A 20,644-nucleotide genomic window follows, 5' to 3' on the forward strand; every position below is an offset into this window, starting at 1 on the left:
AGAGGAGATTGAGGATAATGCAAAAAAGCGACGGCATGAATTACGCACCACAAGGAAGTTTTAACACGGTTTGTCAGCCAGGGGAGTTTATTTTTGCGGCTGCGGCGCTTGATCATGGGCATATTTATGGGATGTGCAATGGTTTGCGGGAAGCAGGTGGGGAATTGAAATGGGTGTACGATCCGGATCCGGCCAAAGTGGATAAATTCCTGAGCACCTACCCCGGTGTGCGTGCGGCAAGCTCGTTGGAGGAAATTCTAGGCGATGCTGAGGTAAAGCTTGTGGCAGCTGCGGCAATTCCTTGTGATCGTGGGCCGCTCGGACTGCGCGTAATGGATAGCGGGAAGGATTATTTCACAGACAAGGCTCCATTCACAACGCTTGAGCAGCTCGAAGCAGCTCGTGCGAAAGTGGCAGAAACGGGACAGAAATATGCCGTCTATTACAGCGAACGTCTGCACGTAGAAAGTGCCATTTATGCTGGCCAATTAATCGAACAAGGCGCGATTGGTCGCGTTCATCAAGTCATTGGTTTAGGGCCGCATCGCATTAGTTTGTCGAGCAGACCGGATTGGTTTTTTGAGAAGGAGAAATTCGGTGGTATTCTGTGCGATATCGGGAGTCATCAGATCGAGCAGTTTCTGTATTTTACGGGAGCTAAAGATGCCAAGGTTGTGCACAGTAAAGTCGCGAACTATAATTACCCGCAGTATCCAAACTTTGAGGATTTTGGTGATGCTACTTTGGTCGGAGACAATGGGGCGACGGGTTATTTTCGAGTAGATTGGATGACGCCGGACGGTTTAAGTACATGGGGCGATGGCCGCATGACGATTCTGGGCAGTGATGGGTACATTGAGCTTCGCAAATATGTGGATATCGCCAGAGAACAGTCGAGTAATCATGTGTACCTCGTGAACAAGGATGGGGAGCAGCATTTTGCCGTCAGTGGCCAAGTCGGTTACCCTTACTTTGGTCAGTTGATCTTGGATTGCTTGAACCGTACGGAAGTCGCGATGACGCAGGAGCATGCCTTCAAAGCAGCAGAGCTGTGCCTTATCGCACAGCGCGATGCGATGATCATTACGACTGCCGAGTAAGGGCTGTCTCGTGATGCTTCTGTAGTTGTTTGCGATATTGGTGAGGCGTAATGCCGATATGACTTTTGAACATTTTGCAAAAATAAGAGCAATTCGTCACGCCAATCGCCTCGCCAATCCGAGAGACCGCCTGATCTGTTGACGTAAGCAGCTTCACAGCTTGCTGCAACCGCCGAGCGGTCACGTAGTCGGAAATGCTGGTACCCGTGCATTCGGTAAACAGATGGGACAAGTGGAAGGGGGACAGGTGCAGATCAGCTGACATCATCTCCAATCGAAGCGGCTCAGTGTAATGTTCCTCCAGCCAACTGAGGATGCGCTCGGCTTGATGGGATTTGCGTGTAGGGCCGGAATGGATCTGGCCATCGTGCTGCTCCCACAGCGGCATGAAGCTGCGGAAAAAAGCGACGAGAAAGAGGGAGTACTCCTCTAGCTCATCTTGCTTGCTCAGTTTCGGCAGTTTCTCCGCAAGGCTTTGAAAAAGCAGATGAAACTGGTTCTCCTCACCTAGGTCGTAAAGACAAGGAACGTGCAGCGTGCTGGTATGCATATGTTTGAAAAAAGCCAACAATCGCGGCCAAGGCTCGAAGTAGGGCTCGTATAGGGAAGGTTCAAAATGCACAATAGACCGCACGAATGGCGTCTCCGGATCCATTTGAATATGGTGCAGCTGATAAGGTTGAAACACACATACCATATTAGGTATGATTTCATAACTCTTCTGATCAACAATGAGTGTCCCACGACCCTCGTGAATGATTAAGACTTCAATACCTTGGTGGGCGTGAAACGTACCCTGATATTGTTCGGTTCCTATGGTACTTCTCTGATAGGCAAAATAAAGCTGGATTTCATGCAATCGGATATTTTGATCATAGGACATCAGGGTCACTCCCTCTCCACAGGTAGGATTGCAGGCGCTTGATACAGCCAAAGTATACAGGAATGACGCCGTAATCGGCAAGGTTCATCTTATGTGAATTCTATGAAAAACTCAAGACACCCGTCTTGGGTTTATTTTGTTTTGAAGTGTATCAACGCGCGAAATAAATGTATTTTCTACAGGTAATCTTGCACGTTTTTCCCATTTAAAAGAAATAACTGTATTTCCTGCTGCTAATTGAGCTCAGTTTGAAGGGCGTAGTGGAATTTGGCTATATTAGCTGTACTTTTGCATCTAATTGAAAATTTTAGAAAAATTCCAATAAATTAGATGTACTTTATACAGTTATTGTCGGCGAGAGGCAAATTGGGGATGCAGCGTGCAAGGAATGGGGGACCACCTTCTAATCCATTTCTAATTTTCAGATGAGAGAATGTGAACTGAGGGAAGGAGGAACGCTTTTGTATGAGATGGTTACGGGGCAACGAGGGTCTTACAGCACTTCTATTTCTAGGGCCAAGTCTGGCCGGATTTGCCGTGTTTTTCTTGATACCCTTTGGGATGGGGTTTACTTATTCGCTCATGGACAGCCCTGTGGATGGCTCATTTGTGGGGATAGCGAATTATCGCGAGCTGCTGGGGAATCCCATTTTTCGCCGGGCAGCCGTGAATACAAGTTTGTTTATGGCGATCTGTGTACCGCTTAACATGTTGATTGCACTAGGCTTGGCTATGCTGCTCAATAGAAAGCTGCCGATGCGCCAAACGTTCCGGATTTCGTTCTTGAGTCCGCTTGTTGTGCCGGTGGCCTCGGTGGTGCTGGTATGGAATGCGCTGTTCGACCTTCATGGGACGATCAACGCCTGGCTCGCGGGATGGGGGATTCGTCCACATGACCGGATGGAGAGCAAAGCTTCCTTGTATGTGTTGATTATCGTCTACCTGTGGAAAAACATCGGCTACAATATGATCCTCTTTCTAGCAGGTCTGCAGAACATTCCAAGTGATTATTACGAGGCAGCGTCGATGGATGGAGCGGGCAAATTCCGGCAATGGCGATCGATTACCTTGGTGTATGTGACGCCAACCGCTTTCTTCGTTTTCATCATGTCCATTATTAACTCTTTCAAAATGTTCCGAGAAACCTACTTAATTGCCGGAAATTACCCGGATGAAAACATTTATATGCTGCAGCATTATATGAACAACATGTTCAAATCGCTGGATTATCAGAAGCTTACTTCTGCTGCTTTTCTAATGGCAGTGGTGATTGTCTTACTCGTCTTGACGCTATTCGTGGTGGAGAGACGCATCAGCAAATCACTCGGATAATGGGGGATTGGTGCTTGGAAAGGAGATCCTGCATGCTAGAAAGCCGCTTAAAGCCGCTTACCGTCCGCATAGGGCGGAAGTCCGCACGAATCGTGCTCATCACTGTGCTCATCGTCCTGATGGCGGGATTTCTGTTCCCAATGGCGCTGACCATTGCGAACTCGTTCATGGCAGAAACAGAGATTACGAGCAACTATGCTGCCCTTTCGGGCGATACGGATGATAGACAACCAACAAGCCAACAAACCGACAACCCAACAGACCAGCACCCAACCCCCCAGCACCCCAGCACCCCAACACGTCTAACGCATTTGCGCTCCAACCCCCTCAAAACAAATTAGCGCACTCAGGTTTTCTGTATCCGGTTGAATTCCCAGTTATTACACTAGTTTCACAGAGATATTGAGTGAACAACGACGCATCTATTGTGTTGGAGGTGTGATATTCGCTTGCGTGCAGAAGAGAGTGAGCTGCTGGTGTGAGTTTATAATGGTGTTAAATAGCCAAAGTAGGAACGAGGATCCGCTATTTCGGGATTTTAGTGCATTTTGGGTTCGAAGGGGAACGATGGTGCGCTATTCTGCTACTTTGGGAGGAAATACCGCGTGTAGAGCGGGAATAGTGCACTGACGTTCCTCTCCGCGCTCCCAACCCTTTGTTTAGACAAATTAGCGCACTCAGGTTCCCTCTAACCAGTTGAATGCCCAGTTAAGTTACGCTACACAACGCTCCTCCTCTACCTCAGTCAACCGGACCAACGTATAATTATACAAACACTCCAAGTATAATTGGTACTAGAGGGAGGGATTACCATGTACGAATATAAGTATGTCGAGACGTCACTAGGTGGATTTTTCAGTTCGGCGAAGCATCGCGAAACCATTGATGAGCACGCCCAAGAGGGATGGCGATTGGTGCAGGTACTGCCAACCAATTATAACGGTCATGGGAAGCCCATGGCCTATGAGATTATTTTTGAGCGGAAACTTGGATAATGCTCATTTATCCGCAATAACCCCCTTCTCAAGACAAGGGGTTTTATGCTACACTCAACTTGTCTGACAACCTGATAAGTTAACGAAAGAAAGTGGGGCTTCTCCTTATGAAGGTTTCCTTATTTATTACGTGTCTAAGTGATGCACTATATCCGAAGGTTGGCGAGGCAATCGCACGTCTGCTCGGGCATTATGGCGTCCTGTTAGAATTGCCGACAGTGCAAACGTGCTGCGGCCAGCCTGCCTATAACAGCGGCTACTGGGATGAGGCGCGAGCAACAGCGAAGACGATACTTACCGCATTTGATGATAGTGACTTTGTGATTTCACCATCGGGCTCATGTACGTATATGATTCATCACTATCCGAATTTATTTAAGGATGAACCGGAGTGGTTGGAGAAAGCGACGCAGCTTCAGAACAAAACGTATGAATTTACACAGTTCCTCGTCAATGTCCTAAACATCGAAGACTTGGGCGCTGTGTTTCCACATAAAGTAACGTACCATCCGTCCTGTCACGGAAGCAGGCTGCTCGGCGTGAAGTCAGAGCCGCTTGCACTACTCCAAGGCGTCAAAGATTTGGAGCTCGTGCCGCTTCCTTTTGCAGAAGATTGCTGTGGATTCGGTGGAACTTTTGCAGTGAAGATGGCCGATATCTCTGGTGCGATGGTGCAGGAGAAGGTCGATCATGTGAAGGAAACCGAGGCTGAGGTGCTGGTCGGTCTGGATTTGGCTTGTTTGATGAATATTGCGGGTAATTTGCGCTATCGGAATGAGCCGGTGAGGGTGATGCATCTGGCTGAGCTGCTATATGAAGGGGTGAAGCGAGCATGAGTCACACGACGAGTAAGTCAACAGTTAAGGAGCGGGCAGACCTCGCGCTGAACGACGAGTTTCTGCGCAAAGCGGTCAAGTTTACGACAGAGCGGCTTCGCGGCGGCAAACTGAAAGCAGCGGCAGATCACGGCAATTGGGACGATTGGCGCGAACGCGGCAGACAAATTCGGCTGCATACGATCGCACATTTGGATTATTACTTAACGACGTTTGCGAACAATGCGAGAGCGAATGGGGTTCATGTGCATTTTGCCGATACGGATGTCGAGGCTGTTCAAATTTCCTTGGAAATCGCGGCTGCCAAACAAGCCAAAACTGTCGTTAAATCCAAGTCGATGGTGACCGAGGAGCTGCATTTGAACAAGGCGCTGGCCTCCATTGGGGTTGAGGCGATTGAGACGGATCTAGGCGAGTACATCATTCAGCTGGCGGATGAAACACCATCCCATATCATTATTCCAGCGATTCATAAAAATAGATATCAAATCGCCGACCTGCTCTCCAAAGATGCTGGGGAGACGTTGGCTCCCGACACGACGATTCTGGCTGGCTACGTTCGCAAGAAATTACGAGAGAAATTCCTAGAAGCGGATATTGGGATGACGGGCTGTAATTTTGCCATTGCAGAGAGCGGATCGATGGTCTTGTTCGAAAATGAAGGCAACGCCCGCATGGTCACAACGGTGCCCAAGACGCAAATCACGCTCATGGGGATGGAGCGTATAATCCCGACGTGGGCGGATCTTGAGGTCATGGCGACCTTGCTCCCACGTTCAGCAACAGGGCAAAAGCTGACCGTGTACATGTCCGGCATCACAGGTCCAAGAAGAGACGCAGATGCGGATGGACCGGAAGAGATGCACATCATCATCGTTGACAATGGGCGCTCGCAGCAACTCGGCGATCCCGAGTTCCAAGAGCTGCTCAACTGCATCCGCTGCGGTGCATGTTTGAATGCGTGCCCAGTGTACCGCCATATCGGCGGTCATGCCTACGGCGGCACGTACAGTGGCCCGATCGGCGCGGTGCTTACGCCAGCGCTCAAGAAAAACGTGGCGGAATGGGACGACATCGCCAATGCTTCAAGTCTCTGCGGTGCCTGCTATGAGGCATGCCCAGTGAAGATCCCGCTGCACGACATGCTCGTGTCGCTGCGCCGCCGCAAGGTCGAAAGCGGCCATGGTGATAAAATCGAGGCCGCGGGGATGAAGGGCTTTGCTGCCTTGATGGGGAACTCGAAGCGTATGAACGCTGTGCTCAAGCTGGGCAGAATTGGTCAAAAGCTCGTCGTTCGTGACGGCGGCATTCGTCTGAAAGTAGGACCTCTCAAAGGGTGGAACTCTTACCGCGTGACGCCAAGCCTGCCGAAGGCATCTTTCCGAGATGGCTGGAAAACACTCGAGCAGGAAATTCGCCATKGGCTTACAGAGGCAGACCCTGCCATTCAAGCAAGGTTAGCAGAAGCGCTGGCGGCACGAGGCAAAAAGGGAGGACATCATCATGGCTAAACGCGACATAACGCCAGAGTGGCAGGAGAAATTAACGAAGCTTGACCAGCAATCGCTGGCCCAGCAGGAGCGTTTTATCCAGGGCATCGCCCAGAAGCTGGGGCGTGCACGTGTAACCGAGAAGCCGGCCCATCCTTTTCAAGGGGCTTCGGATAGCTGGAAAGCGTTCAACTGGTCTCCAGAAGAACGCATTGAGAATTTCACGGCGAACTTCCATGCCGCAGGCGGGCACGTCGTCCGAGTACCTTCGATGGAAGCGGCGAAGGCAAGTATTCAGGAACTCGTGGGCACGTTAAGTATCAAACGAGTTATCCACCAGGATCAAGCGGAATTGCATGAGCTGGGACTAGACGAAGCTCTTCCAGGCGTGAACCTCTCGGTTTGGAACACCGACGACGATACGAACTGGAAGGCCAGTGCAGCGAATGCCGATCTGGGGATTGTCCTAGCCGATCATGCGGCGGCTTACACAGGCTCGCTAACTGTGTTATCATCAAAAGAAAAGGGCCGCTCGGTGAGCTTGCTCCCTACAGCACTGATCGTCTTGCTGCCGATTGAACGATTGAAAACGAGACTAGGCGAAATTCTCGCCCCACTCGATCAGATAGCAAGGAAAGATCTGCCTGCTGGCGTTCACTTCATCTCAGGTCCAAGCCGCTCGGCGGATATTGAGAACGACTTGACGATTGGTGTTCACGGTCCAGGGATTGTGCACGTGCTACTTATCGGATAGAAGAGGTATTCATATGGAAGTTACGAAGCTGCAGAAACAGAATCACTATGATGAGATCGCTCAGCAGATCAAAGAGATGATCATTCAGGGGCAGTTGAAGATGGGCGATAAGCTCCCTTCTACCAAAGAGCTGTCCGAGCGCTTCGGCGTCGGCCGTTCCACGATGCGTGAGGCTCTCAGCGCCTTGAAGGCGATGGGCCTCATTGAGATTCGGCAAGGCGGTGCTTGCCGTGTTATCCGGCAGACGCCAGCGGAGGTTTCTTTGCCCGAGTGGACATCGCTGCGGATGAATCGAACCACGCTCCTGGAGCTCATGGAGGTACGTCAATCGTTGGAGGTTTCGATTGCCTCGATTGCTGCACGGAAACGAACGCCCGAGGACTTAGCGCAGTTGCAGCGCATCATGCAAGACATGGGGAGCTCCGTAGGTAATGATGCGGAGGGGGAAAGAACGGACCTCGGATTCCATCAGTTGCTCGTTCAAGCGACGCATAATAGCATTATGGAGCAAACCTTCGACTCGATCCGCAACGCGATGGAAATGATGATTCGCGATATCCGACGCGCAGAATTGTATGCGAATCAGGAAGTAGCGGTTCAGCTTCTGAAGGAGCATAAAGTCATCTATGAAGCGATCGTCAGCGGAGATCCGTTGCTGGCATCCGAGGCGATGCGTGTTCATCTGGAGCATGTGGAAAGTATTTTGACCAAATATATATGAATTGCCAGAGGGGCTTTCCCACAACTCGATGAGGTGAGGGGGAGGGCCTCTTTTTGGTATATAAGGGGGCGTGCAGTCGCGAAGTCGAAAAAATCGACTTGCGCGAGAGAAACAGGGCCCCTGCAATCGCATAAGTCGAAAAAACCGACTAACTCGGAAGAAACAGAGGCCCTGAAGGTGGAGTTAGTCCATGAAACCGACTAACTCGGAAGAAGCAGAGGCCCTGAAGGTGGCCTAGCGCTCTTTTTAATGCACCAATCCCGTACTCTCGATTTTCACATGCGTTTCAACTTCGAATTTAACCTCAGGATAAACAGACTGCCAATGCTCCCAATCCTTCTCTTTGCCAAAATGCTGGCCCAAATAATGAAGACCAAAGCCATATGGATCAACATTCGCATCCCTGATTTTGTAGAGGAGTGCCTCTACGGACTGATTGACTTGCTGTTCAAGTTGCGGCTGAACTTTGTGAATGTCCAAACCTATAGCACCTTGTTCAATCATGCCTGTAAGACTGAGTGTCAGTTTGACGACAGGCGTAGTTTCTTTGGAAATCGTAATATGCTTCGTGACACGCGCTACATAGAAGCTCAGTGGCTCTCCACTATATGTGATCATAATCCCTGCCTTGCTGAACTTATTCGCACTCAAATTATAAAGCTGAGTCTCCTGCGGGTTGAGGACGGTGCGTTGCGTTTTTTTATTAAGCAAAGCAAGATGCTCAACGACATAAGAATTACCATCAAAGCTAATAATCGGAAAATAGGGGTCTAACCCGGTTTCTTTGAAACGGCGGAAAGTGTCAAATAAAAGCGCGGTTACCGTATAAGGAGAAACCGTTCCTTCCTTCCCGAAGGTGAGAAAAAAAGAGTTTCCAGCAAGTCTCTCGGTAGTTGGGATCGCTTCAAGAAGCTTACGTGCAGTAGGTTCAGCCACGGCTGTATAAGAAATGAGTTGAATGTCACGTCTTCGAGTAAGCCAATTCAATGGCTCTTCTAGGGACACTTTCGCTAAGCTTTCGCCAAAAAGGAACATACGGCAATGGCCGAAATCAAGCTCTTTATCGACGTGTGCTTTGAGATTTCTTACAGCTTCTGCGATGCTCTTGGCTTCTTGATATTCGATCTGGCTTTCAGCCAGCCCCTCACCTACCTTCGAAGCGGGGATGGCCAGCCGCAGGGTGACGAGATAAGGTTTATCCTCCTTACCTGTCCAATCGACACCCATGGCAACGACAAAGAAGCGCTTGTCAATATCMTTGAAACCGCATCCGGAAAGACTTGTACAGATAAGCAGAAGGGATAGACAGGTGAGAAATAGTTTTATTTTCATAGGTGATTTTGTTCCTTTTTTTGCTTTCTAACGAAGTAAATCATCAGGAAAAGGAAGTAGATTTCAACGAAAAATCGAAGCACTAACCAGCCTTCGGAGAAATACTGATTTCTCTCCAGATTGACAACTCGCATGAAAAGGAGGGCAATTAAACCGATGCTGACCCCGAGCCATACGTTCATCCAAGGAACAGGGTCTTCTTCTACTTCTGTCGCGCCATTGATGGCGTAGCGGAGCAACATAATCGTCGTGTGCCAAGTATTCATGACGAACAACAGCGATAATCCTATGAAGAGGAGCAGAAAGACGAACAAAACACGGTTAATAAACCCGTATTCCGTCATCATGGAATCCGCCGTCATGCTCCATAGGTAAACATAATTTTCAACGCCAACCGTCCCATGAAAGCCGATAGGCACAAAAAAAGTAATCAATAAGAATACAATGCCGAATATCGGCACAACCCAGCGAAAACGGAATTTAAAACCCACCGTATATAGCCGATTGAAAATGAGGAGGCTGAGATAGCCAGAGAATAAAAAAGTAGAAGCAGCGATCGTATCGAAAGAAGGTGGCTTATTGACATAACCTGCCACATAACGAATCGCATCCCAGTTAATATTTTCATTGGAAATAGCTTTCACGATAAATAAAATAAGCAAAGGTGAGCTGAGAATCACCATGACTTCATGAATGAATTGGACCGTACGTGTCGATCTGCTGCATGCCCACACAGCGGCTGTTGCCATGAGAGATAGATTCAGATAGGGGTTGATGTCTGGATAGAAAAACATACGAACGGTTTCGGAGTAAGCAAAAATAACAATAATGCCAGCAGGCAGCCAAAGGCACAGCGCAGCAAATATGATGTTGGCTTGGCTAAACCAGCGAGGGGTATACCGGTCACACAGCTCTGGAAAGCCGAGTCCTGGAAACCGCTCAAAGCAAGCCATGGTGCCAAGAGAGAGGATCGAGCCAATAACCATCGCGACAAGCATGCCCGATACGGCGCCATTGAAACGGTCACGGATCAGTAAAGAGGGGACAAACATCATGATATTAATCATGCCGACATAGAGCACATGATAGTAGGTATACCGTGACATGACTTACTTTGCCCCCTTTTTGAAGTTATGGTGTGCTTTCGCCTCAAGTTTGGGGACGTATAGGGCTAAATAAGGTTGACCAAAGCTCCTAAGACTACACCAATAGGAAATTAAGATGAAGCCCAAAACGACAACACCAAGCAATCCAAAGAAAATTGAAGCTATCACAAAGATATATTTAACGAAACGAACCGAGTAGCCGAAACCGTTATTCGGAATCACGAAATTAGAAATCGCGACAACGGAGGTCACAATAATCATAATGCTGCTGACTAATCCTGCTTGTTGGATGGCCTGACCTAGAATGAGACCTCCAACTGTTGTTGCGGTCGATCCCACATAGCGCGGCAGCCTGAGACTAGCCTCGATCAAGGCCTCGATCATGAATAACATGATGAAGACTTCGACAAAGGACGGATAGGGGACGACGACACGGCTTCCTGCGATCGAAAGCGTCAATTGGACGCGGAGAACTTCAGGATTATAAGAGACAATCGCAATATAAAGAGCAGGTAGTGTAATGGTTAAAAACATAGCGAAATAGCGGAGCAGGACGAGGCACTTGCTCATCCAATAGGATTCATAGTCATCATCCATGGCATGCAGGAAGTCAAAGAGCCGCACTGGAAGAACGAGCCCGAAGCGACTTCCATCCTGAAGGAGAGCAATTTTCCCTCTTTCGAGCATGGCTGCGATACGGTCAGGTCTCTCTGTTTGGAGGATGATAGGGAAAAATCGATGTCTCCGTCCCGAGAGCGACTGCAAGAGCTGGCCGGAAGCTTGGAGAATTTTTATATGAATGGTGGACATCCGCTCGTTTAATAGTTTAAGTACCTCTTCATTGACAAGATCCTTGTCATAAAGAACGCTGACTCGCGTTTTCGAAATTTGTCCAATCGTATGCGTTTCCACGCAAAGGGAGGGCGCATTATAACGCATCCGAACGAGGCTAATATTTAAATCCAAATCTTCGTTAAGCGCACTCTGAGGCCCCTGAATGGCAACTTCAACCTGAACGGTATCAGGTTTGTCTTGAAACTTCCGCTGCACGTCGAATCGGTAGACCTGCTCTTCAATTTGAAAGAGGACTGTACCTTTGAGCAGCAAAGACGTCCAATGCTCAGAGTGATCCGCTCTGCCGAAGGCAGGGTTCGAATGAAGCATACGATCGAACTCTTCTGGATTAAAGCAGTAAGAGTAAGGAACGGTCAATCCATTTTTGATTAGAGCGAGGTCACAAAGAGAAGGGAAGTAAATCACTTCCATTTGCATATAGCCATTGTCTAGGGTGTCATAGAATAGGTCAGCTGGATTATTCAATTCAGCACGGATGCGTTCGATCATGCCAATCCCCCCAATTCCCTTACATTACCATGCGGCTTAGCGTGCCCTGAAAGGGAGGAGAATAATCAGGAATTGATCGGTAGGCAGAGCGAAACTTATACCAAAATCAAAACAGCTATATTTCAGGAACCGTAACAGCCCTCGGAAAACGATGGATGGATTCTAGGTAGGAGGAGCAGGATATAGAGATAATGGAAATTATGGAGGAAGTCATTGTATGACTATGGGGAGAAGTATTGCTGTAGGGCACGGTTTCGATTATAATGAATTGCGCGAAGTTGGGCTCGAGGCCCATCGGAGCTTAAAAAATAACGGATTTCGTCATCGACGGGAGTAAATATGTATTGAAATTTCTTATCTATGGACCTACAGCTGAATGCTGCAGGTCTTTCTTAGTAGTTATTCGCTTATTCGACAAGACTTCTTCGACACACTTCTTGTCGTAGTGCTTATAACTATCATATAATAGTAATAATATTTTATCGATTGGCTTATTAATTGATCCAGAAAAGGTGTGTGTCTAGGCCGTGACTTGGCTTGCTGTAACGCTAAGCAGGCGCGCCTATATCCTTTCTGCAAATTTCAGGGTATAAGGATGGTAAAAATGAGTAACATACAAACGAAAACAGACGTCATCTTAATCGGTGCTGGCATCATGAGTGCGACTTTAGGGACACTTCTGAAGGAATTAGTGCCAGAATGGGAAATTAAAGTCTTTGAGAAACTCGAAAATGCTGGAGAGGAAAGTTCTAACGAATGGAATAATGCAGGTACAGGTCATGCGGCACTGTGCGAACTTAACTACACTTCCGAGAAACCAGACGGATCTATAGATATCAGTAAAGCTATCCAAATTAATGAACAGTTCCAGCATTCCATGCAGTTCTGGTCTTATCTTGTAAACAGTAAGCTAATCCGTGATCCGCAGGACTTTATCATGCCATTGCCTCATATGAGTATGGTTCTAGGGAAACAAAATGTATCGTTTTTGAAGAAACGCTATGAAGCGATGTCGAAGAACTCCCTATTCCAAGGGATGGAATTTTCCGATGACCCTAAAAAGCTAATGGAATGGATTCCGCTGATTATCAAAGATCGTCCATCGAATGAACCGATCGCGGCAACCAAAATTGACTCCGGTACGGACGTTAACTTTGGCGCTTTAACGCGTATACTATTCGATCACTTAAAGAAGAAGAACGTTGATATCAAATATAAACACAGCGTTGATAATTTGAGACGTACTAGCGATGGCTCATGGGAATTGAAAATACGCAATATTAATAGTGGCAGTGTTGAGCGCCAAACAGCTAAATTCGTCTTTATTGGCGGCGGCGGCGGAAGCCTGCATCTGCTGCAAAAATCCGGTATTCCAGAAGGTAGAAATATCGGAGGATTCCCGGTAAGCGGCATATTCATGGTATGTAACAATCCAGCTGTTGTCGCGGAGCACCATGCCAAAGTATACGGCAAAGCGAAGCTTGGCGCACCGCCAATGTCAGTTCCGCATCTGGATACACGATTTATCGATAATAAAAAATCGTTGTTATTTKGACCATTTGCCGGGTTCTCGCCTAAGTTCCTGAAAACCGGTTCCATGTTCGATTTGGTAACTTCCGTTAAACCGAATAATCTCGTGACGATGTTGTCGGCTGGCGCTAAGAACATGTCATTGACGAAATACCTGATCGAGCAAGTGATGCTGTCGAAAGAAAAGCGGATGGAAGAGCTGCGGGAGTTTATCCCAAGTGCCAAAACCGAGGATTGGGAGTTAGTTGTAGCGGGTCAACGTGTACAAGTTATTAAAGACACGGCTGCTGGTAAAGGAACGCTGCAGTTTGGTACGGAAGTAATTAGTTCGGCTGACGGCTCATTAGCGGCTTTGCTCGGTGCTTCTCCTGGAGCTTCTACCGCGGTATCGGTCATGCTTGAGCTTGTATCGAAATGTTTCCCAGAACATATCAAGGAATGGGAACCGAAAATTAAAGAAATGATTCCGAGTTACGGTGTGTCGCTTCTGAAACATCCAGAGCTTATTGATGAAATCCATTCGTCAACTTCTCGGATTCTCGGTCTAAGTGGAAAGAAATCGTTAGAGGTATCACGTTAATAAATAGTGGGGAGTTTGGCTTCGCGGCGGAACTCCTCTTTTTGTTGTATATAGCTCTATCCACCGGCCCAACCGCCCATCGGATAGGGCTTTTCCTCGTCTATTCCTCGTCTCCTCGTCACCGTGTATAACAATGACTATACGGTGTTCGATGATGACTATAATGCGGCGGAAACCCATGGTATGACGGGCTTTGCACGCTCCTATGAAACACGTGCAGGAATGACTATGGACGGCAATAGCGCGTGTTCCCTATGATGCAGAGGTAGCAATTGACGTGTTCGAACATGAACATCACCACTTCAGTCTGATAGGAAAGGAAGTGCAGTTATGCACACGGAATCAGCCGTAGCCGCGACCAAGGCGTCCGCGACATCCGCGAGAGGGATACATCGGAAGCAACATATGAAACGCATGCTGCGTAACCGATGGCTGTATCTGATGCTGCTCCCTGGCATCTTGTATTTTCTCATTTTTAAGTACGTACCTATGTACGGCGTTCTCATCGCTTTCAAGAATTACCAGCCGTTCCTCGGTTTCTGGGATAGCCAATGGGTAGGGATGAAGCACTTCGATCGGTTCTTCGGAGACCCGCTGTTCTGGCGGCTGCTCAGCAACACGTTCATATTAGCCATCTATAATATTGTGTTCTTTTTTCCATTACCCATTATTATTGCGCTGATGCTGAATGAACTTCGTGTTGAGTTGTTTAAAAGAACGATTCAAACCGTGGTATACATCCCACATTTCATGTCCTGGGTCGTTATTGTATCCATTGTCTACTTATTCTTTACTACCGAAGGTGGACTGGTGAACGAGGGAATTAAGTCGCTTGGCGGTGAAAAGATTAACTTCTTGCTCAGCGCGGACTGGTTCCGAACCTTCATCACAGCAGAGGTGATCTGGAAGGAAACAGGCTGGGGGACGATCATTTTCCTAGCGGCGTTGTCGGGTGTGGACCCACAGCAATATGAAGCTGCTCGCATCGATGGTGCGAACCGCATGCAACAAATGATGCATGTAACGTTTCCCGCTATTCGCTCCACGATTGTGATTCTGCTGATCCTGCGGCTTGGACATTTTCTTGACACCGGTTTTGAGCAAATTTGGCTCATGCTGAATGCGATGAATCGCGAGGTTGGCGAGGTGTTCGATACGTATGTGTATTCGACAGGGATTTCGGAAGGACAGTATAGCTATAGCACGGCTGTCGGCTTGTTCAAATCAATTGTTGGGCTCGTGCTCGTGGCAGCTTCGAACTTTATCGCCAAGCGAATGGGCGAGGAAGGTGTTGTGTAAGACAATGGAACGGAGGTTATCCCATGGTTAAAGATCGTTCGTTTGGCAGCAGACTGTTTGATACGGTCAATATCACCTTGTTAACTGTGTTTGCATTAGTGACATTGATCCCTTTTATTTATATCGTTGCGGGCTCGTTTGCGACCCAAAAGGAATTACTGCAAAGAGGCTTCATCCTGTTCCCGACGGAATTTTCGATGAGTGCCTATGAATACATCTTCTCTACTGGTACGTTGATGCGCAGCATGGGCGTTACGATTTTCATTACGATTGCAGGTACGTTGATCAATATTATGATGACGTGTTTGATGGCCTACCCGCTAGCGCGGAAAGATTTGGATTACCGCAAACCGATTCAGATCGCTGTGATTTTCACCATGTTATTTAGCGGCGGTATGATCCCAACGTTTCTGGTAATTAAGCAGCTGGGCATGATTGATACGTATTGGTCTTTGTTGATTCCCGGTGCGATTAGCGCGTTCAATCTCATTATTATGCGGAATTTCTTTCAGCAGCTGCCCGACGGCTTGGAGGAATCGGCCAAGATCGATGGCTGCTCGGATCCGGGAATTTTGTTCCGCATCGTCATTCCGCTTTCCCTGCCGGCCATTGCCACTTTCTCACTGTTCTACGCGGTGGGCCATTGGAACACTTTTTTCAGCGCCGTGCTCTATATCAATGATTCCACCAAATGGCCGATTCAGGTGCTGCTCAGACAGATTGTCATCATGTCAGATGGCGGTGGGCTAGGCGATTCGACTTCACTCGCAGCTGATTTCGTGCAGCCGCCTGAGCAAAGTGTGAAGATGGCTGTCATCGTCATTTCCACATTGCCGATCCTGATTGTGTATCCGTTTTTGCAAAAGCATTTCGCCAAAGGCGTATTGCTGGGTTCCGTTAAAGGGTAAACTGTTTCCACAGTTTCTCGATAGATGTATCATATATAAAGGGAGGACGTTTATCATGAAAAAAAAGTTACATCCGCAAATGAGCAAGTCCATCGCATTAGCTTCTCTTCTAACACTGACTGCTGGGGTTGCTGCAGGTTGTGGAGGAGGAAGCAAGGAAGCAGCAAGCGCTGATGGAAGTGCGAAACCATCCGCTGCAACAACGGAAGCCGCGAAGCCGGCAGCTCCTTATAAAATGTCGATCATGATGCCAAGCTTCAATCCAGAGCCAATGGCAACTGACGGCGAGATTTCCAAGAAAATTCAAAGCGTGACGAACACGGAACTGAAATTGAATTGGGTGCCATCTGCGACCTATTCGGATAAATTGAGCGCAACGGTTGCCTCAGGTGAGTTGCCGAGTGTCATTACTGTTTTGAATCAAAAGGTACCTTTCATTGTGAATTCCGTTCGCTCAGGCATGTTCTGGGAGCTCGGACCTTACTTGAAGGATTACAAAAACTTGAGCCGAATGAACCCCATTGCCTTGAACGCGATTTCTATCGACGGGAAAGTGTACGGGATTTATCGGGAGCGTGATTTGGCGAGAGACGGGATTACCCTGCGTAAGGATTGGTTAGACAATTTGGGCTTACAGGTACCGAAGACGATTGATGAGTTCTACAATGTGCTGAAAGCTTTTACGAATAATGATCCAGATAAAAATGGTAAAAATGATACGGTCGGACTCGTTGAGCAGCAAACTCCTGCGGGTTGGAGAGACATGTTGGCTTGGCATGGTGGACCAGCAGACTGGGAATTAAAAGATGGTAAGATGAGCCCCGCGCACCTGTCACCGGCGTATTTGGAAACGATGAAGTTCTACAAAAAGCTGTACGATGAGAAGCTGATCAATCTCGATTTCGCAGTCGTCAAAGACGGTCGTCAAGTGATGAACAAAGGAACAGCAGGAGCTTGGGTTGCTAACTTGAATGATGCGAACGGCATTGAAGAGCAAGCGAAGAAGGTAGATCCGAAAGCTAAAGTCGCCATCATTGGTGCATTGGAAGGGCCGAAGGGACTTCGCAGTATTGCTGGAACAGGATCCTATGGGATTTTCATGATCCCTAAGACATCTGTAAAAACAGAAACTGAACTGAAAGCGATTTTGAACTATTTTGATAAATTATCCGATAAAGACATGCAGAATATGCTCTATAACGGTATTGAAGGCCGTCAATACACGGTTGAAAATGGTGAATACAAGAAAACAGCAGATCCTAAATTACTCGTCGAATACGGGATGGGCGATTCTTCTCAGCTTGCGGTATTGAGAGATCAAGTGACAACGTTCGGTCCTGAGCTTGTGCATCAACGGGACAATGTTTGGAAGGAAAATGCGAAAATCGCCATTGAGAATCCAGTAAACGCTTTTATTTCGGACACGGCTAGCGAAAAAGGCAAGGAACTGGATAAATTGATCGAGGACGGAAGAACCAAATTTATTATGGGCGCGATCGATGAGAACGGCTGGAACAAAGTCGTGGAACAATGGAAGCAAAATGGCGGCAGCAAGGTGATCGAAGAGTACACAGCCGAATATAACAAATCAGCCAAGAAGTAAACCGTCTTGTGCCCCGCTGTCAGGGTCTGTGTTTTTCCCCATGACACAGATCCTATTTGTTATACTAGACGAACGGACAGTAACCAAAACAAGCCTGCTGAAGGAGACAACCGGGGCATGAAGACACATACTTACTTACGCAAATTAATCGTGCTGACGCTCGTTGTGGGGGCTTTTCCAGTTCTTATTTTGGGATGGTACTCGTATACATATTCCTCTCATACCGTTCTGGAAAAGGTGAACGAAAGCAACGCACAAATCTTGCGTCAAACGCAGCTGCGCGTCGAGCAAACGTTGAAGACCATTGATTACACGGCATCGCAATTGCTGAATACTCCGCTCATGACGAGCGCGATTGGCAAGCGACTTACCATCATGGATTCAGAGCTCATTAACGATCTCTATGATAACCTTCTGGGGATACAGACCTTCGAGCTTGGGATCAAGGACGTCTTCCTGTTTAGCCTGGAGAATGATTGGTTAATTAGCAATTCAGGTTTTAATGAATATAGTCATGTGAAAATGAAAGATCTGTTGCGTGAGTTCGCCACGATGCAGCCTGGCTCCAAGTGGGTCAGCATGGACTTATCCGAGCGTTATGATGCGGAATCATCGGTTGTGAGCAATAACTACACGATTATGAATGTTAAAAAGTGGCCGATCAACTCCCTGAAGCCTCAGGGGATGATGGCGGTCCTGTTGTCAGGCAAGGAAACGAACAATCTGATCGATTTAGAAGATGACAACATGGGACAGATCTACATCTTGGATGAAATGAACAAGCTCGTTGCTCATAGGGACCGAACATTGATCGGTCAAGATATGTCGCAAGAGGCGTTCATTCGTCACATCGCGGAATCAAACGAGTCAACCGGGCTGTTCAAATCCAAAATGCAGGACGAGGACATGTCCATTTCTTATCGCAAATCGGCTTACAATGGTTGGACGTACGTAGCTGTGCTACCGATTAGTGAGATGACGAAGCGGGCCAAAAGCATTGCATGGACATCCTTGTGGGTTAGTGTCATCGCTTTGTGTACATCCGTTATCATCGCGGTACTTGGTACACGCAGTGTGTATAGACCTGTAAGGAGCATTTATCGCTCCCTTGCCGATGCCAAAACTTCGCGTGAAGCGAAGGACGAATTAGGCGTCATCAGCGAAGGCATTCAATCGCTTTTATCCAATCAATCGCGGATGCAATTTCAGTTAGAAGGCCAACAAGAGCATATGACCGAGCTGCTCGTTCGCAAGATGCTCACGGGTGAGGCGAAGTCATCAGAGATTCAAGAGCGACTCCAGTATTATGGCTATACCTTGGAGTGGGATAAAATGCGCGTGCTGCTTTTCCAAATCGATGATTTAGCGGAAAGTCGGTTTGATGAGAAGGACCGTGATTTACTGCTCTTCGCTATCAGCAATATCGTTTCGGAACTGGTGCCGAGTCAAGAGCGGTTGGCTCCGATCGTCTTTCAAGACGCGGTGCTACTGATTGCGGGTACGCAAACAGGCTCTGAAGAATCCTTCAAGGATAAGGTGTTCGATATGGCTGTTACCATTCAGGAAGCAGTGAAAGGCTACCTGTCTGTAGAAGCGAGTGTGGGCATCAGTCGGAGTTTCACACATTGGATGGATGCAGAGCAAGGTTATGCGGAATGCGTAGTGGCGCTGAAATATCGCGTGCAGCTTGGGAGGGAGGCGGCATTGTTCATTGAGGACGTGCAGCCTAAGAAAGGCAAGGAGAGTCAATATCCGAAGGAAGCGGCAGCGCAATTAATCGATGCGATCCAGTCGTCTGATAAGACACGTGCACATGTGGCGTTAGCGATATTCATTGAGAATGCCTCCAAATCCGTCGATAATCACAACGATTATCAGCTTTCACTCGTGCGTTTGTTGGTCGATTTGATCCGTCTGCTGCAAGATTCCGGCATCTCGTTATATGCGCTGAATCAGAAGGAGCGCTCCTTGTTCGACGAGTTGCTGCACCTTCATGCTGCCCGGGAGATCGAAGCTTGGTTCTACGAGCAAATTGTGGAGCCTAGCATCGGCTTGCTGGAAGAGCGGAGGGATACGCAATTCCGCACGATTTCGGATGAGGTGAAGCGACTGATTGAGGAAGCGTTTGATACGGATTTAACGTTGGAAAAATGCGCTGCACGCATTAATTATCACCCGCAGTACATCAGTCGGGTGTTCCGTCAGGAGACGGGGATTAATTTTGCCGAGTATTTGGCGCAATACCGTCTCGATATTGCCAAACGCTGGCTGCGCGAGACGAATATGACGGTCACGGATATCGCGGAGAAGCTCAAATACAACAATCCGGCGAATTTCATTCGCTATTTTCGCAAAATGGAAGGCATAACTCCCGGACAGTATCGGGGGAAACCAGAGAAGTGAAGAAGAGGACTTTAGGAACAGGCAATTTGCGGACCTAAAGTCCACCTTACCGCATAAGAATTTATAAGTTTCCGGTACTAGGAAGAACAAATTCTTATTGGCGATAAAAACGACATTTTTAGGTAAGTGAAGCTTAATTACCCGTGGCAAAAATGCAAAAGAGCATCCTTTCCGGGGGAATACTCTTAATTATTATAAATAAATGCAAAAGAGCATCTATTTGGGTCGAAAAAGTTAAAAAAGAGCTGAAAACACAGAAATTGATGCCTTCTCGCATCAAATTTAGCTGAAATCGTTTATTTATTAGAAAAAGTTGCACTTATGCATTTCTCAGCCCATGGCGAGTAGGATGGTTGTCGTTAGCAAAATTAGAAAGCGCTTCCTCAATTTATATCTGACTATTTCCATTGGAACAGGAGGTAATATTG

General features: G+C 47.6%; 17 protein-coding genes. 13 read left to right on the plus strand and 4 right to left on the minus strand.

Features of this window, described 5'->3' with window-relative positions:
- Positions 1-17 precede the first annotated feature (17 nt).
- Positions 18-1,100, plus strand: coding sequence for a Gfo/Idh/MocA family protein (locus tag AC1DLM_RS00295; RefSeq protein ID WP_477568712.1), 1,083 nt, complete (start codon positions 18-20; stop codon positions 1,098-1,100).
- Here the strand turns inward: AC1DLM_RS00295 and AC1DLM_RS00300 are convergent.
- Positions 1,084-1,983, minus strand: coding sequence for a helix-turn-helix domain-containing protein (locus AC1DLM_RS00300; protein ID WP_441987523.1), 900 nt, complete (start codon positions 1,981-1,983; stop codon positions 1,084-1,086). The two genes, AC1DLM_RS00295 and AC1DLM_RS00300, sit on opposite strands and share 17 nt — an antisense overlap.
- Before the next feature lie 465 nt (positions 1,984-2,448).
- On the opposite strand from AC1DLM_RS00300, the gene AC1DLM_RS00305 reads away from it, so the two are divergent.
- The 7 genes from AC1DLM_RS00305 to AC1DLM_RS00335 all read left to right on the plus strand — a co-directional run bounded on the left by AC1DLM_RS00305 (position 2,449) and on the right by AC1DLM_RS00335 (position 8,111).
- A complete protein-coding gene (locus tag AC1DLM_RS00305; protein WP_477568713.1) occupies positions 2,449-3,315 on the plus strand; it encodes a carbohydrate ABC transporter permease in 867 nt (288 codons plus the stop codon).
- Positions 3,316-3,329: 14 nt separating this feature from the next.
- Complete coding sequence (locus AC1DLM_RS00310) at positions 3,330-3,656, plus strand: hypothetical protein (protein WP_477568714.1); 327 nt, start codon at positions 3,330-3,332, stop codon at positions 3,654-3,656.
- A gap of 471 nt (positions 3,657-4,127) precedes the next feature.
- Positions 4,128-4,310 carry a DUF4177 domain-containing protein gene (locus AC1DLM_RS00315; protein ID WP_056618562.1) on the plus strand — a complete coding sequence of 61 codons (183 nt, stop codon included), beginning with the start codon at positions 4,128-4,130 and terminating at the stop codon, positions 4,308-4,310.
- Between the two features lie 107 nt (positions 4,311-4,417).
- Positions 4,418-5,146, plus strand: coding sequence for a (Fe-S)-binding protein (locus AC1DLM_RS00320; protein WP_056618519.1), 729 nt, complete (start codon positions 4,418-4,420; stop codon positions 5,144-5,146).
- A complete protein-coding gene (locus AC1DLM_RS00325; RefSeq protein ID WP_477568715.1) occupies positions 5,143-6,657 on the plus strand; it encodes a LutB/LldF family L-lactate oxidation iron-sulfur protein in 1,515 nt (504 codons plus the stop codon). Before AC1DLM_RS00320 ends, AC1DLM_RS00325 begins: the two co-directional genes overlap by 4 nt.
- Entirely contained in the window at positions 6,650-7,390 is a 741-nt protein-coding gene (locus AC1DLM_RS00330; protein ID WP_477568716.1) for a LutC/YkgG family protein, read from the plus strand. The genes AC1DLM_RS00325 and AC1DLM_RS00330 overlap by 8 nt, the downstream gene beginning before the upstream one ends.
- Positions 7,391-7,403: 13 nt before the next feature.
- On the plus strand, positions 7,404-8,111 hold the full coding sequence (locus AC1DLM_RS00335) for a FadR/GntR family transcriptional regulator (RefSeq protein WP_477568717.1): 708 nt from the start codon (positions 7,404-7,406) through the stop codon (positions 8,109-8,111).
- A gap of 246 nt (positions 8,112-8,357) precedes the next feature.
- Here the strand turns inward: AC1DLM_RS00335 and AC1DLM_RS00340 are convergent, their stop codons facing one another.
- Genes AC1DLM_RS00340 through AC1DLM_RS00350 form a run of 3 tightly spaced genes read right to left on the minus strand, consistent with a single transcriptional unit; the run spans position 8,358 to position 11,893 of the window.
- Positions 8,358-9,443 carry a Ger(x)C family spore germination protein gene (locus AC1DLM_RS00340; protein WP_477568718.1) on the minus strand — a complete coding sequence of 362 codons (1,086 nt, stop codon included), beginning with the start codon at positions 9,441-9,443 and terminating at the stop codon, positions 8,358-8,360.
- Positions 9,440-10,549 carry a hypothetical protein gene (locus tag AC1DLM_RS00345; RefSeq protein WP_441987529.1) on the minus strand — a complete coding sequence of 370 codons (1,110 nt, stop codon included), beginning with the start codon at positions 10,547-10,549 and terminating at the stop codon, positions 9,440-9,442. Before AC1DLM_RS00345 ends, AC1DLM_RS00340 begins: the two co-directional genes overlap by 4 nt.
- A 3-nt stretch (positions 10,550-10,552) precedes the next feature.
- Positions 10,553-11,893, minus strand: a complete 1,341-nt coding sequence (locus AC1DLM_RS00350; RefSeq protein WP_477568719.1) for a spore germination protein — start codon at positions 11,891-11,893, stop codon at positions 10,553-10,555.
- A gap of 604 nt (positions 11,894-12,497) precedes the next feature.
- Between AC1DLM_RS00350 and AC1DLM_RS00355 the strand changes: the two genes are divergently transcribed.
- The 5 genes from AC1DLM_RS00355 (at position 12,498) to AC1DLM_RS00375 (ending at position 20,216) form a co-directional block, all read left to right on the plus strand.
- Positions 12,498-14,003 (plus strand): malate:quinone oxidoreductase, encoded by a 1,506-nt coding sequence (locus AC1DLM_RS00355; RefSeq protein ID WP_477568720.1) that lies wholly within the window; start codon positions 12,498-12,500, stop codon positions 14,001-14,003.
- Positions 14,004-14,408: 405 nt separating this feature from the next.
- On the plus strand, positions 14,409-15,302 hold the full coding sequence (locus AC1DLM_RS00360; RefSeq protein ID WP_477569053.1) for an ABC transporter permease: 894 nt from the start codon (positions 14,409-14,411) through the stop codon (positions 15,300-15,302).
- A 23-nt stretch (positions 15,303-15,325) separates the two neighbouring features.
- Positions 15,326-16,210, plus strand: a complete 885-nt coding sequence (locus tag AC1DLM_RS00365) for a carbohydrate ABC transporter permease (protein WP_477568721.1) — start codon at positions 15,326-15,328, stop codon at positions 16,208-16,210.
- Positions 16,211-16,265: 55 nt separating this feature from the next.
- Positions 16,266-17,813 (plus strand): extracellular solute-binding protein, encoded by a 1,548-nt coding sequence (locus tag AC1DLM_RS00370; RefSeq protein ID WP_477568722.1) that lies wholly within the window; start codon positions 16,266-16,268, stop codon positions 17,811-17,813.
- Between the two features lie 117 nt (positions 17,814-17,930).
- The gene (locus AC1DLM_RS00375) at positions 17,931-20,216 is read left to right on the plus strand and encodes a helix-turn-helix domain-containing protein (RefSeq protein WP_477568723.1); all 2,286 of its coding nucleotides are present in this window, start codon (positions 17,931-17,933) and stop codon (positions 20,214-20,216) included.
- Positions 20,217-20,644: the final 428 nt, after the last annotated feature.

The sequence above is a fragment of the Paenibacillus sp. 01T442 genome (genome assembly GCF_056398345.1).

Coding starts and splice junctions, on each gene's coding strand:
- AC1DLM_RS00300 (WP_441987523.1), bottom strand. CDS start 1,983: ATGTCCTATGATCAAAATATCCGATTGCATGAAATCCAGCTTTATTTT.
- AC1DLM_RS00335 (WP_477568717.1), top strand. CDS start 7,404: ATGGAAGTTACGAAGCTGCAGAAACAGAATCACTATGATGAGATCGCT.
- AC1DLM_RS00345 (WP_441987529.1), bottom strand. CDS start 10,549: ATGTCACGGTATACCTACTATCATGTGCTCTATGTCGGCATGATTAAT.
- AC1DLM_RS00370 (WP_477568722.1), top strand. CDS start 16,266: ATGAAAAAAAAGTTACATCCGCAAATGAGCAAGTCCATCGCATTAGCT.
- AC1DLM_RS00320 (WP_056618519.1), top strand. CDS start 4,418: ATGAAGGTTTCCTTATTTATTACGTGTCTAAGTGATGCACTATATCCG.
- AC1DLM_RS00330 (WP_477568716.1), top strand. CDS start 6,650: ATGGCTAAACGCGACATAACGCCAGAGTGGCAGGAGAAATTAACGAAG.
- AC1DLM_RS00350 (WP_477568719.1), bottom strand. CDS start 11,893: ATGATCGAACGCATCCGTGCTGAATTGAATAATCCAGCTGACCTATTC.
- AC1DLM_RS00360 (WP_477569053.1), top strand. CDS start 14,409: ATGAAACGCATGCTGCGTAACCGATGGCTGTATCTGATGCTGCTCCCT.
- AC1DLM_RS00365 (WP_477568721.1), top strand. CDS start 15,326: ATGGTTAAAGATCGTTCGTTTGGCAGCAGACTGTTTGATACGGTCAAT.
- AC1DLM_RS00375 (WP_477568723.1), top strand. CDS start 17,931: ATGAAGACACATACTTACTTACGCAAATTAATCGTGCTGACGCTCGTT.
- AC1DLM_RS00315 (WP_056618562.1), top strand. CDS start 4,128: ATGTACGAATATAAGTATGTCGAGACGTCACTAGGTGGATTTTTCAGT.
- AC1DLM_RS00295 (WP_477568712.1), top strand. CDS start 18: ATGCAAAAAAGCGACGGCATGAATTACGCACCACAAGGAAGTTTTAAC.
- AC1DLM_RS00305 (WP_477568713.1), top strand. CDS start 2,449: ATGAGATGGTTACGGGGCAACGAGGGTCTTACAGCACTTCTATTTCTA.